Origin of the sequence: Oceanobacillus sp. FSL K6-0251 (assembly GCF_038004725.1) — a bacterium.
GTDB lineage: Bacteria > Bacillota > Bacilli > Bacillales > Amphibacillaceae > Oceanobacillus > Oceanobacillus oncorhynchi.
Window position 1 is genome coordinate 23,711 of record NZ_JBBORS010000002.1, and the last position, 12,676, is coordinate 36,386.

General features: G+C 30.6%; 18 protein-coding genes. 1 reads left to right on the plus strand and 17 read right to left on the minus strand.

Going from position 1 to position 12,676, the window contains the following annotated elements; all coding sequences use genetic code 11:
• Nucleotides 1-261: 261 nt before the first annotated feature.
• The 5 genes from MKY45_RS23120 to MKY45_RS23140 all read right to left on the minus strand — a co-directional run bounded on the left by MKY45_RS23120 (nucleotide 262) and on the right by MKY45_RS23140 (nucleotide 4,818).
• The gene (locus tag MKY45_RS23120; protein ID WP_341173521.1) at nucleotides 262-1,320 is read right to left on the minus strand and encodes a hypothetical protein; all 1,059 of its coding nucleotides are present in this window, start codon (nucleotides 1,318-1,320) and stop codon (nucleotides 262-264) included.
• A gap of 30 nt (nucleotides 1,321-1,350) precedes the next feature.
• A complete protein-coding gene (gene topB, locus MKY45_RS23125; protein WP_341173522.1) occupies nucleotides 1,351-3,519 on the minus strand; it encodes a type IA DNA topoisomerase in 2,169 nt (722 codons plus the stop codon).
• Between the two features lie 46 nt (nucleotides 3,520-3,565).
• Complete coding sequence (locus MKY45_RS23130) at nucleotides 3,566-3,835, minus strand: AbrB/MazE/SpoVT family DNA-binding domain-containing protein (protein WP_341173523.1); 270 nt, start codon at nucleotides 3,833-3,835, stop codon at nucleotides 3,566-3,568.
• A gap of 102 nt (nucleotides 3,836-3,937) precedes the next feature.
• On the minus strand, nucleotides 3,938-4,585 hold the full coding sequence (locus tag MKY45_RS23135) for a restriction endonuclease (RefSeq protein WP_341173524.1): 648 nt from the start codon (nucleotides 4,583-4,585) through the stop codon (nucleotides 3,938-3,940).
• Between the two features lie 41 nt (nucleotides 4,586-4,626).
• Nucleotides 4,627-4,818, minus strand: coding sequence for a hypothetical protein (locus MKY45_RS23140; protein WP_341173525.1), 192 nt, complete (start codon nucleotides 4,816-4,818; stop codon nucleotides 4,627-4,629).
• Nucleotides 4,819-4,928: 110 nt separating this feature from the next.
• Here MKY45_RS23140 and MKY45_RS23145 point away from each other — a divergent pair, with 110 nt between their 5' ends.
• The gene (locus MKY45_RS23145) at nucleotides 4,929-5,144 is read left to right on the plus strand and encodes a hypothetical protein (protein WP_341173526.1); all 216 of its coding nucleotides are present in this window, start codon (nucleotides 4,929-4,931) and stop codon (nucleotides 5,142-5,144) included.
• A gap of 100 nt (nucleotides 5,145-5,244) precedes the next feature.
• Here MKY45_RS23145 and MKY45_RS23150 read toward each other — a convergent pair whose 3' ends face one another.
• The 12 genes from MKY45_RS23150 to MKY45_RS23205 form a co-directional block, all read right to left on the minus strand.
• Nucleotides 5,245-5,856 carry a recombinase family protein gene (locus MKY45_RS23150; protein WP_341173527.1) on the minus strand — a complete coding sequence of 204 codons (612 nt, stop codon included), beginning with the start codon at nucleotides 5,854-5,856 and terminating at the stop codon, nucleotides 5,245-5,247.
• A 19-nt stretch (nucleotides 5,857-5,875) separates the two neighbouring features.
• The gene (locus tag MKY45_RS23155; RefSeq protein WP_341173528.1) at nucleotides 5,876-6,142 is read right to left on the minus strand and encodes a hypothetical protein; all 267 of its coding nucleotides are present in this window, start codon (nucleotides 6,140-6,142) and stop codon (nucleotides 5,876-5,878) included.
• An 86-nt stretch (nucleotides 6,143-6,228) separates the two neighbouring features.
• Nucleotides 6,229-6,912: a hypothetical protein gene (locus tag MKY45_RS23160; RefSeq protein ID WP_341173529.1), complete on the minus strand. Its 684-nt coding sequence runs from the start codon at nucleotides 6,910-6,912 to the stop codon at nucleotides 6,229-6,231.
• Between the two features lie 448 nt (nucleotides 6,913-7,360).
• Nucleotides 7,361-8,053 carry a SprT-like domain-containing protein gene (locus MKY45_RS23165; RefSeq protein WP_341173530.1) on the minus strand — a complete coding sequence of 231 codons (693 nt, stop codon included), beginning with the start codon at nucleotides 8,051-8,053 and terminating at the stop codon, nucleotides 7,361-7,363.
• A gap of 820 nt (nucleotides 8,054-8,873) precedes the next feature.
• The gene (locus MKY45_RS23170; protein ID WP_341173531.1) at nucleotides 8,874-9,350 is read right to left on the minus strand and encodes a hypothetical protein; all 477 of its coding nucleotides are present in this window, start codon (nucleotides 9,348-9,350) and stop codon (nucleotides 8,874-8,876) included.
• Between the two features lie 273 nt (nucleotides 9,351-9,623).
• Nucleotides 9,624-10,382 carry a hypothetical protein gene (locus MKY45_RS23175; RefSeq protein WP_341173532.1) on the minus strand — a complete coding sequence of 253 codons (759 nt, stop codon included), beginning with the start codon at nucleotides 10,380-10,382 and terminating at the stop codon, nucleotides 9,624-9,626.
• Entirely contained in the window at nucleotides 10,383-10,544 is a 162-nt protein-coding gene (locus MKY45_RS23180) for a hypothetical protein (protein WP_341173533.1), read from the minus strand.
• On the minus strand, nucleotides 10,541-10,789 hold the full coding sequence (locus MKY45_RS23185; RefSeq protein ID WP_341173534.1) for a hypothetical protein: 249 nt from the start codon (nucleotides 10,787-10,789) through the stop codon (nucleotides 10,541-10,543). Before MKY45_RS23185 ends, MKY45_RS23180 begins: the two co-directional genes overlap by 4 nt.
• Nucleotides 10,790-10,838: 49 nt before the next feature.
• A complete protein-coding gene (locus MKY45_RS23190) occupies nucleotides 10,839-11,102 on the minus strand; it encodes a hypothetical protein (RefSeq protein ID WP_341173535.1) in 264 nt (87 codons plus the stop codon).
• Between the two features lie 58 nt (nucleotides 11,103-11,160).
• A complete protein-coding gene (locus MKY45_RS23195) occupies nucleotides 11,161-11,367 on the minus strand; it encodes a hypothetical protein (protein WP_341173536.1) in 207 nt (68 codons plus the stop codon).
• Between the two features lie 201 nt (nucleotides 11,368-11,568).
• Nucleotides 11,569-11,991 carry a hypothetical protein gene (locus MKY45_RS23200; RefSeq protein ID WP_341173537.1) on the minus strand — a complete coding sequence of 141 codons (423 nt, stop codon included), beginning with the start codon at nucleotides 11,989-11,991 and terminating at the stop codon, nucleotides 11,569-11,571.
• A 92-nt stretch (nucleotides 11,992-12,083) separates the two neighbouring features.
• Nucleotides 12,084-12,676, minus strand: a 593-nt coding sequence (locus MKY45_RS23205; protein ID WP_341173538.1) for a toprim domain-containing protein, incomplete at its 5' end; no start/stop codon positions are given.

Genomic DNA, 12,676 nt, shown 5'->3' on the forward strand with positions numbered 1-12,676 from the left:
ATTTGGATATACAAATATCATGGTGCTGATTGTTGGGCTGTTAGTTATAGTGACATTAATTGACTTCAATCATTTAGAGGTTATAGATTACATTATACTTTCGCTTTACGGTATCACTGTGCTTATTCATTTATGGCGAATACTTTTTTATTTATATTATTCCATTTGAAAATTATACCCAAATCCACTTTAGGTTCGAGTACTGGTAGTTCAAAAAAGACAGATAACTTCATTTTATAATAGTTATCTGTCTTTTTTAATTTACATACTTAAATTACTTTGATTGCTTTTACCCCGCTGTGATCTAACGTTTTTCTCCATCATTTGAATGGTTTCTTTGCTTTCAGGGTAAGTTTCGGTTACTTCAGTTTTGGATGAATTATATTTGTTTTCAATTTCCATTCGATTAATAACTTTTTCTTCCGTTAATCCCCCCTTGCTTTCCTCCTTTAAAGCATGTTGGAAAGAAGTATATTGTTCTTTTAGTTCCAATAAGGCTTCTTGCTTATTGTCAGGAATATTAGTTTCTAAACCTTTCATTAAGCCTTGCTGTTCTACTTTCTGCATTTCATTTTTATTTAACATAAATGAAGTAGGTTCATTGCTTTTTACGGATTGATTCATTTCTGTTAAATTTTTGTTATCCAATATTTTGGATAAAGGGATTTGTTTTCCGTTTGATTTGATATTCATGTTATTAATTGCGTACTCATGATTTTTACCAGTTTTAAGATTTTCTACTAATAATGATTGTTGTGCTTTATTGTTTGGTTCGTACATGATTGTACCTAAAGTGTCGGTATTTTCTCTTATTTGTTCCTCTGATACTGTATAGGCATTATTTTTTTCTATCAATTCATCTTTATCTATTTCATCTAGTTCAATAAAGTAATCAAATTCGTTTTCTTCTAAGTCTTCCATGATTTCTTGAATACTATCATAATTTAGATATTCAACTTCTTCCAGATAGTCGCCACTAACAACTTTTTCAAGTCTTTTTTCGGATACATTTAAGAAAGTTTGTACATGCAATTCGTCACTATCACCAAGTGACGAATGAACGAGATGAACAACATCATTTGGGTTTAATTCCTGTATACTTTCTTCAGTCGGAATGTCAAATTCCTCCAAGTGAAATTTGTTAATAGCATTTTTAAGTTCTTCTAAGCCAGATTCCTCGCTATGAATATAATCAGATGATTCTGCAAGGTCTTTACTTATATTTTCAATAGGTTCTTTATGGCTTTTAATTCTGTAATCTGTCTGTTCGATAGAAACTTGATTATCAAATACGTTTTTTAACAACTCTTTATCATCCATTTATCTCAACCCTTTCTCAATAATTTGAAATTATTTTTTAAATGAAAATTTTAATTTGAAATCATTGTCTAAATATAACTTGGCAGAAAATGTTTTTCCTTTATTTTTGGTACTCTTAAACCCTTTGATTTCCTGCGTTTCTTTCTTTTGGCACAGTTTTTGGATAAGAGAAGTTGTAAGGACTTTGCCCGCATACTTATTAGGAAGGCTAAATTGGCAACCATTTTTATACTCTGAACAAGCATAAAAAGTTTTTTTCTGTTTAGTTTTTATTTGAACAATATCCCCTTTTTGACATGATGGACATTTAGCAATACTTTTACTTTCACGCTCCTTTTCTATAATTTTAGGGATATTGGTATTGGCGTTCAAACTTTGCGGTAAATCTTGTATTGTTTTGTTTATAAAGGCAGTTGTCGTTTTAAGAAACTGTTCTTGCGTTCCAGACCCTTCACCAATTTTTTTAAGGTATTCTTCCCATTTGGCAGTCATGGAAGGGCTGGCTAACAATGTTCCCTGAACAGCTTCACAAAGAACGGTTCCTTTTTCTGTTACGGAAACAATATTTTTATTTATTTCAATATATTTTTCTTTCTTGATTTTCTCTACAATATCTGACCTTGTTGCATTTGTGCCAAGACCTCCGGTCTCTTTTAACATTTTATATTCTTCTTCATCTTCTACATGCTTACCGCATGTAATCATCATATCTACCAGTTGACCTTCTGTATAAGGTTTTGGCGGTTGCGTTTTTCCTTCTTTGATAATCACATTAGCAGTGGAGCTTTCATTTTTTTCTACTAATGGGAGAACCTTTTCTTTATTATCTTTATCCTTTTCTTTTTTTATGGGTTCTGGAAATAGAGCTTTCCAACCTTTTTCTTTTTCCACTTTACCAGTTGACTTGAATTTAATCCCGTTTACATCTGTAATAATTGTTGTTTCTTCGTAGATGTAATTTTCAGCAAACATGCCTAACGTAACGTAGAGAATTTCAAAATAAATATTCTTTTGTTCTGAAGTCATATTCTCTATTTCTTCATCCGTAGGTATTTTTTCAGTCGGAACAATAGCATAATGCTCCTGTACTTTCGATCCGTCAACATATTCTTTTTTAGGTTCTAAAGTTTTAATCGGAAACTCGTTACCGATTACCTTTTGATAATTATAGACATTTTCTTTGATGTAATTAAATTCATTCTCTGTAATATAATTTGTTTCAGTTCTGGGATATGTCAGGATTTTTTTATCGTATAATTCCTGGACTGTATCAAGCACCGTTTTCAATGTGTATTTCCATTTCTTATTTGAAACCTTCTGCAACGTATCCAATGAATGGAGCTGTGGCGCTTTTTGTTGCTTTTCTTTTTTTTCTACAGATTCTATAACGCCGTTATTATCGATTTTTTCTTGTAATTCATGTTCTTTAAGTAAAGATTGAACGACCTCTTTAGAATCTTCTTTGATTTTAGCCATTCCCTTATAGCTTCCATTCGCAACCTTAAAATTTCCTTCAAGTTGAAAAAATGGCTTTGAAATAAAGTTTTTAATTTCTTTTTGTCTCTGATATATCAAATAAACGGTTGGAGTTTGCACTCTGCCGACCCCTATCGTACCTTCATAGCCTTTTTCCTGTAGTAAAAGTGTGACTAGGGGGGATAAATTCATTCCTATTAACCAATCACTTTTTTCTCTGGCTTGTTCTTCAACGGCTTTCCTTTCTTTTTCCTTGCTATCGATTAAATTTTTCATACCTTTCCTTATTTCATTTGCGTGCAAAGAATTTATCCATAAACGTTTTATTGGTTTTCCAGTTATATTAGCATAGGAAACGATGTTCTGAAAAATAGCTTCGCCGGCTCGGTCTGCGTCCGTTGCGTTAATGATAATATTGGCTTGTTTTAATAATTTAACTACTTGATTAAACTGCTCCTTTTTATCTTCCATTACCTGATAGCGAAAAGTATCAGGAATAATAGGAAGGTTTTCCAGTGACCATTTTTTATATTTTTCATCGTAATCTTGGGGCTTGTATAATTCTAATAAATGTCCAACAGCCCACGTAATTGTTGCCCCTTCTCGAAATGTGTCATTCGGTTTTATTTTAATATAGTGCTTACTTTTTTCATCAATTTCATAGGCTTTTGCGTAATCTCTGGCTTGACTGGGTTTTTCAGCAACTACTACTACACTTCCCATTGATTAGTCAGTCTCCTTTCTTTCTACTAGCGTAATAAACATATCTTCATACTCTTTGATTGAGTTCCTCTATCAGCATTTTAGCTCCTTCTTTGCTAAGTGTTAAATCGCCATTTAATAATGAAATGTTATCGTCCTTCACTTCACCAGTAATAGCACAAGCATTTGATTGGTACTTTCTCAATATAACCTTGTCTTCTTCAAGGAAAATTTCAACAGGGTCGCCTTGTTCAATCTTTAGATTTCTCCTTAATTCGATTGGAACAACTACCCTTCCTAAGTGGTCTACTTTTCTAACAATTCCAGTGCTTTTCATTATAAAACTCCTTTCAATTTATACATAAAATATATTCTACAATTATTTTACCATATATAACACAATACCACAATACTACAATTTTGAAAAAAGAGCCGGCTTTTATTTAGCTACCGGCTCGGTGTGATTACATTTTGGATAGTTAGAACATCCCATAAATTGATTTCCTTCTTTACTTTTTCTTTGCATCAGTTTTCCGGAACAAACAGGACATTTTCTTTCTTCTGGCTCTACTGTATTTTTTATATCTTTTGCTTTTATAGTTGCTTTAGATCGGTTAATTAAATCCGCCAATGCGTAACGGTCATATAGTTTTACACCACAGGCTTTAGCAAGTTTAATTGCCGATTTTGTAAACATACTATTAGTAACAACCCAACATTCATCCGTTTTATAATATGGCATTGATGCGTATACTTGTTGTACAGCATCAATGCTAACTCTATTTTTATACCTGTACCGTTTTGCTTGAATAGACACTTTTTTTCCGTCTTTTTGCATAATAATATCTGCCCCAAAATCATGTGAACCACTCGTCACATCCGATTTATAGTTTAACTCCTTTAATAATGCTTTTAAATAAACTTCAAATTGGTGTCCATCCATTTTATCAATGTCCTGCATTCCTGCTTGGGAAAGTTTTTTTAGCATTCGCCTTTCTCTTACCCAAAGGAAAGTTTTTTTGATTAAAACAGGAGCAATCATAATAGCAATAATAATTCCTACTAGGTATAGAAGGGTTTCTTCCATATAATTCAACTCGCTTTCATTTTTAAAGGGTATCAGAGTATTTATAAATACTCTGATACATCTATGATTCCTTCTAAGTCATTGAGCCTACTGTTTTGTGCATTTTTTAGGGCTTCTTCTTGTTCTTCTTTGTTCAATCCTTCATTTTGATGAAGATGTAATGATACTTGATTCAAGATATATTCCTGTTTTTTCTTGGTTAGCTGATTAACATAAATATTTTTGTTTGCCATTGTATTTGCCCCTTTCCGATTGTGTAAATCTATTATATCATATATAACACATTAACACAATAATTCAATAATACATTAATACATTTAAATGCTTATGGAAAATTAGATAAATGAATAAAACCTTGATTTCAAGATTTTTTAGCCATACCCCAATTTTTGGGGTATGGCTTTATTTATTCTTATTCTTATGGAATAGTGCTGTTGAAATAGCCGTACCCCAAGAATTGGGGTATGGAATAAAGGCTTCTGAAACAGAGAAAAAGTATAACCACCAATTTGATGATTATACTTTTTATGATGCTGTATTTAAATCTGATATTTTCTAAGAAAAAGCCTTCTGTATCGTTTGAATAGTTTTTCATGACGTTATCTAATGTAATATGAACTTGAATAGTGAATTTAGCACATTTACACAATGATACAATGCTACAATAATACATTGTTGATTTCCCTTTTAATTCGATATACTGTATTTCGGCTGACCCTTACTTCTCGGGAAATTTGAGAGACAGGAACTTTTTTTTCTAATAAATAGATTATCTGATAATATTTATAACGGAACTCCGGATTTTTGCTATCTGGGCGATAGAATTTTTCTGCACCTTGGTATTTCCCTTTTTGTTTTGCGATTTCAATTCCTTGGCGTTGCCGTTCTAATATTTTCTTTCTTTCTTGCTCTGCAATATATCCTAAAAGTTCTCTGGCAATAGTTAATATAAATTTACCCATATCATCTTTATATTGTGTTGTGTCGAGAATAGGCATATCTAAAACCTTAATATCACAACCTCTATTAATTAAATCGCTCCACTCCTGATTAATTTCTTCACGGTTACGACCTAACCGATCTAACTCTGCAAATATGACGATATCTTTTTCACGAATAAAAGATTTCATTTCGTGATATTGTTCTCGTTCTAAATCTTTTCCTGATTTTTTATCAACAAAGATTTTTTCGCAACCGTATTCTTCTAGTGATTTCCTTTGTCTAGCGACATTCTGCCCCTTACTACTGACACGTATATAACCGACTTTCATTTATTTCTCGCTCTCCTTATCAAAAATGTGAACTTGCTAATTCTTTTATATATTGGCAATAATCTTTTTGAACATCTTGAAATGTACTAGTGATTGGTTCTAAATCACTTAGCTTAATTTCTGGGTGTTCATTAGAAATATCAGAAATAATTACAGCATATTCTCTTGAAATAAGATTATAAATATCAGAATCGGGTAAGAGTTTATTCACTTTCAAAGAATTAAGGTATATTTCAAATTGCTTCTTATATGCCTGAATCAACTCTTCATAATAATATTTTCTCAATTTCTACCCTCCCTGAATATTGTTTGATATCACTTTTCTAAATTTTTAACGAGTGCCCATACGAAAAGCTAAATGCCTGGCATGCTTTACATGTTCAGTGATGATAACACTTCTTCAAATTCTTCATTTTTTTTAAAGAATTTCTCTAATATAATTTCATCTGGAAGGAAGGAATATTCTGATCTGCGTTCAATATAAAAATCTGCAATATAAGTCCCTTGTGATGAAATAACAAAAAAGGTGTTTTCTCTGTCATTCATTTGTTCTAAGATAAAGTCTGAATTACCTAATTCTTCTTCAATTGGTTCTTCCAAGTTTATTTTATTTAATATTTCAATTGTTTCTTCCAGTATGGATATATTTCTTTCCCATCTTTCATTATAACCGGCAATTAAAATTGCTTCCGAATTATACTGTGTAATCAATGCTTGTATTGATTCAAAATCAATAGGTTCATTGGTTTTGTTAAGTTCATATTCAATTGTTTCTATAGCTTCTAAGATTTCATGATTTACTGATTGGTCAATTTTTTTAATAGGTAACAGATGCAAAGCATACAATATCAAGGCGATGATTGCTAAAATAGTAAGCCAAGTAAAAAATGGTAATTGCATGATTTCTATTATTGTCATGTCGGTAAAAAAACTGATTATTAGATTAGTTAGAAATAGCAAAACAAAGTATGCTAATAAAAAAATAACTATAATTTTATTGTTTTTTCTTAAAGAATCTCTTATTTTTAATTTCATGGAAAACGTATCATGTTTCATATATATCCCCCTTGATTGTTTTGAAATTTGATTAACCTCCAATATCTGTTATCTCTGCATTTGTTTTAAAAAACATCCGGCGCACTTTTTTAGAAAAATTCCATTCTTTGATTAATTCTTGCTTACGCTACTGTTTAGTATCTTCTGTATCAAAATCTTTATGATAAACCTGATTAGTAATAAACCTATTACCTTCTGATTTTGAACTTCCCATTTTGGACTTCTCAAAATCGGAAGAAGAAGAATAACTTTTCTTGGACTTCTGATTTTCGGAAGTAGAAAAATCCCCTTTATTGTATCACATCCAGATTGAACATAGATTGAACAATCTGGAATTCTATTAAAACAGTGTTTTCGTTTGTTAACGCAGAGTATACTTTGATTGAACAGTTTAATTTAAAAATAAACAAGAAATTTATGAATCTTCTATATCTTGTGAATGTATCTGTTATTCACTTTTTATTAATGTTTTATTGCAATCACCACATATTACATTCACTTCTTTTTTTGAGGAACGCATTATCAATCTGCACCCTTCACAGAACCACTTAAAAGATGAAGGATTTGAAACCGCAGTTCCCCTAGTCGATTCGATTTCTACTTCATCAGGAGAACTTCCGTTATCTAACTGTTGGAAGTAAGAAAAGCCTTTTCTAGATATAGAAAAAACGTCTTTATTAATGTCCATTTCATCAATTTCATTTTTTACTTTTTCACCTATTCTAGCAAAAGACCATCCATGTAACGAATCAGGCTTATCATCTTTATACTCGAACCCTATTTCTAATACTTTATTTCTAAAGTTTTTATTATGGTAAGTTCCCTTTCTGCTCGTATCTTTGATTCCCTTGACCATATGGAAAAGATGAACCATTTCATGTAGTAATGTATCCATTGTTTCGTGAAAATCTAAGTCCAAAAATTCTGCTGAAAGATTAATCTCATACATTTTTATATTTCCTTCTTTATTCCCCCAAACTTCGTTCGTTGTACACCACCCCATAGAATTTCTTTTGTGTCCAGAAGATTGAATGGTTATGGCTGTTATTGGTAATTTGTTTTCAAAATATTTTTGATTAAATAAATCAAAAGCTTTATATAATTCGCTTGAAACTCTATCAATAGTGACTGGCTCTGTCATAATGTCCTCCTTTTTTTTGAACCATATGGTTCAAAAAAATATTGTAATCTATCTTCTCAAACATAATTACATTATATCACAACAAATTGAATAACACAATAACACAATAATGCAATTTTGTTTATTCTTTTTCGCTCACAGAAAAATATAGGTAAATAATAATCCAATCAAGAAAGAAATCAATATTATATTCACCATCATTATTTTTCCTTTAAGATTAATTATATAAAGCATACCATAATAAACTGACACAATAACTCAATAACACAAAAGGTGCATTTTTAGCTTATTTTACAATTAAAATAAATAACATATATTTAGATTAAATTTTTATAGAGATTTACTTTTTTTGAATCGTTGTTGTACTGTATGGAATCAAACTTTTGCTTCTGATTTAGCTTGATTTTTTGTTATTTGTGTTTTATGTTCTACTGTACTTGTTTTTTTTATTAGAAATAGGGTATAATAATAATGAATCAAACATATAATAAAAAGCGTCCGGTGGTGGTGCACCGAACGTTAGTGCAATAGCCCTTCAAGGGGGCAGCTACACAAACTTTATACTTCAAAAAGTAACCACTGTTTGCTTTGCTAGGCGCAGGTGGTTATTTTTTTTGTTCTGACAGAATCAAAATAACAAGTGTAGCAAAAGCTACAGCAAACATTAAAGATTCAAATACTGTCATTGGCAACACCCCCTTTCTTGCTGCAATTGAAAGGTGTATATAAAGGGAGTGCGCCACCACCACGAAAAGCCTTATGCACTGCTATTATTATAACATATTTTCAATCCAATTTATCACTTGAATAGACTTTCATTTTATATATCTTGGAATCTCCGTTTATATTCTTGGGAATTAAAATAATCATCCATTTCTTGATTTATTATACTATCTTCTTCCTTCCACATATTATATAGTTTGTCATCTCCATTAATTTGTTTTTGTATTTGCTCTTTTAAAGTTCCATTATGATATTCCTTAAAGTTTTTTAATGAAGATAGGTTGAAATCATACAAAAAACGTTTTTTAAAGGGTTGTGATAATGGTGATACAGAGGAATCAGACATTGCTAAAGGAGAATCTTCTAAACTAATACTATATACATTATCATAACTTTCCCTATCAAAACCCATTTCTAACAATGCAGACCAATCAGGAAAGTGATAGCTTATAATTGAAATAAGGTGTTTCTTTTCAATAAGCAAGTAAAATGATTGTTCTAATAATTGCTCTTTTTCGATTCCTAAATATTTCAGTACACTTTCGTCTTCATCTGGTAATAAAATATGAACCATCAAAAACACTCCTTTACTTATCAAAATCTAATGTTAATTTCCCCTTTTTCCTGTAGAATTTCCAGCTTATATAATTGCTCGTTCAACTCTGAAATTTCCTCCATATATTCATGAATTTTCATTTCCTTACTTACTGATGGCTCTACTTCTACCCATCCTCTAAATAGTTTTTTTCCATGCGTTGCAAATAATTTATACGTTGTTCTAAGTTCTGTTTTTTTCCTTTTAATTTCGAAATTTCTTTATCTAATGGGGTTTTATTAAACATAGAAATCACTCTCCATCTGCTTTTTCAATTTTTTTAAAACCGTAACTTATCGGTTCAAAATAATATTGTTCAATCCCATTTTCTTTACAATAAGCAAATAGTTTCTTTTCCCAATCAAGATATGGTAGTTCTTCATAATCTTCTTCTTCCATAATTGGTACTCCACCCAATAATTTATGGTCATAATTTTTTCGTGGATTTAGTATTTCAAAATGTGTATTCGGAACAATAGCTAATTCATTTTGAATCCATGTTGTAATATATTGAAAAGTAGGTTCAGGTAAATCAAAAGCATGAAAAATCTCTCTGGACTCTACGTCATAGCAAATATTTCCGTATTCACTGCATTGTGCTATTTCTTTAGCTTCATTATCTGAAATAGCTTTTATTGTATGAGTAGGGAAAGTAATAGAGAAATCACCTGTTTCAAAAATACTTGATAATTCATAGGTACTCATCATTTCTATACCTTTTATCACTTTTTTAAATTCATTCACAAGATGATCGGAATAGCTCAAATACTCGTTTTGTGAAGAATTTGTTAATAGCTCAAGTAATTCCTTTTCTACAGTGCTAAAACCATCAAATTGACTTTTATAAGCTATCTCACTTTCTAATGCGAACATAATATTTCGATACAATGTATTAACATATTCAGTAGAATTAGTTGATAATAATTCATTAAATTCAGCAGATATAAAATCATGCCCCTCTTTTTTACAGAAGTTAAGAATAAACTCTTTGTGCTTATCGGAAAGTTTCATCTAATCACCCTTTCTTTTTATTTTTTCGTTTTTAGGGTCAAGAACAATTATTTTTGCTTCTCTGCATTTGCTAGCTATATATTCAACCGGATTATATGCACCCATTCTGTTAATGCTATTTTTCCTTTCTTTACTCTCCTTATACTTCTTCATTGTATTCATTGATTATCGCTCCTTTTTTGTAACTTTTCAGCATAATTCCATAATTTATAAAGTATATCTTGATAATAGTTTTGTACATGATAATCTGATAATTTTAGAATATTATTACGTGTAATATTATCTGCTGATGTTCTGGTATAAGGCTTATCAATTTGTGGTTCAATTAATTCTTTTGCCAGTTCTGGCTCTACGTTAGCCAAATCAAACAATTCAAGAAATTCTTTCTTTTTATTCTCTATATTCATTAGAATTTAACTCCTTTTCAATTTTTGATTAATATTTCCATGGAAAATCTTATTTACCTCTATTTATCAATTTAGCGATCGGTTCAATTTTAGCAAACATACCATTGTAATCTATTATTAAGGTTGCAGAAAAATCAAGTAATAGGTATCCCAAGAAAAGGATTCCAGTGATTAATAGTATCTTATTTTTCTTTTTTGTAAATATCACTTTAATTATAACGAAAAAGATTGATAAAATAATTATACCAACCATTATTAAAAAAACTTTTTCTAGAACAGTAGTTCCTAAGTCCCCTAAAACAGAAACCTCCATATTCATAACCCTCCTAATAATTTTTAATGGCTATTTAATAATAAAGGACTTACTTCATTTAATCATCCCCCTTATCAGACCTTCTGTTTAGTGTATAAAGCAAGTTCATAATTAACCCTGAAACCGACAAAGCAATTACACCGGAAGACCCAACTTGAATGATAATATTTTGTATTAAAATTAATCCTGCCATACCTGTAATAATCAATATGATTAGAACCAAATTCTGTAAAAACACAATTGAAGGTGAAAATATTTTTTTCATGTTATTCTAGTCCTCCTAGCTCCTAATAATATTTGATACATTGAATAGTAATAAAGGCTTTTTTATAAAACTCTCCTTTTTGAGTAGTTACCTTATTATATCACACACAACACAATAACACAATACTACAATACTACAAAAAAAGGAACAAAACAGATTCTGTTTAAGAAGTAGTTTTGTTCCTAAATAAAATTCTTGCTCTTATTTTGCATTACTATAATAGTCTTCCCAATATCTATTTTTCTCATACCTTTCCTGCGCTTCCATATTTGCTTCTATAAACGTATCATCATTTAAATAGATTGAGACTGGGTGATACCAAGCATATCTACTGTTGTCTTTATTATTTAATATATGGCGTTGAATCTCACTCAAAATTACTAGATTTTCAGGTTCAGATGGAGGAAACTGATTAGCAAAATATGCTAGATTAGACATTTCTTCAGGTTTAGTTATTTCGCTTAAATCAACTTTCAAACAATCTATTGCTTGTTTATTCCACCCCATACTTTCATAATATGAAACAATATCTCTTACAATTTTTTTCTCTTTATTTACATATAAGTTATAAAGTTGATAAATAATAAAAAATGGAAACACCACTATAACAATGATAGTTAACACTTACGCACCTCCTATAAGTTTTTATTAAATACTTCATATCACTTATCCTTTTCCAACCGTTCCTATTTAGAAAAGGTTGCTATGAATCGTAGTCACATCCCATGAATTTGCGCTTGCGCTATATGGTTTGTCTTTTTCTGGGAGTGGACTTTTTTTAATGTATCATTCCAATCTTTTTCTTCAATCGGTCTATCTTTTTCTAGGCTCACACCTTTTAGTATTCCAACCGTTTTTTGCATTTTTTGTTCAAATTCATCTCCGGCTTCGTCATTGTCAACGCAAGATACAAACTTTTTAATTTCATGCCCTTCATTCTTCAAATCAACAAAGGCTTTTGTAACAGGCTTTTGTTTCAGTCCCCCCATACTAACCAATTGTACATCTTGTAATTTTTCCTTCTTTATTGACCAGTAAGATAACATATCAATTGGTGATTCAAAATAGGCAATTTTATCAGGATTTCCAATTTTGATGTTAAAACCATGTTCCTCTGATGACGATGGAATCATTTTTTTCATTGTACCCCTTTTATTGTCTACTTTCTCTGTCCCTTGTCTATCTCCGCCGACAACGTTTCCTTCTTTATCTTTCCACTTAAAAACAGCATTGTTTAACCTATCCTGAACTAATAAGTCTTTTCGGATACACCAATCAACTACTCTTTCATCAATCTTTCTTTCGTTGC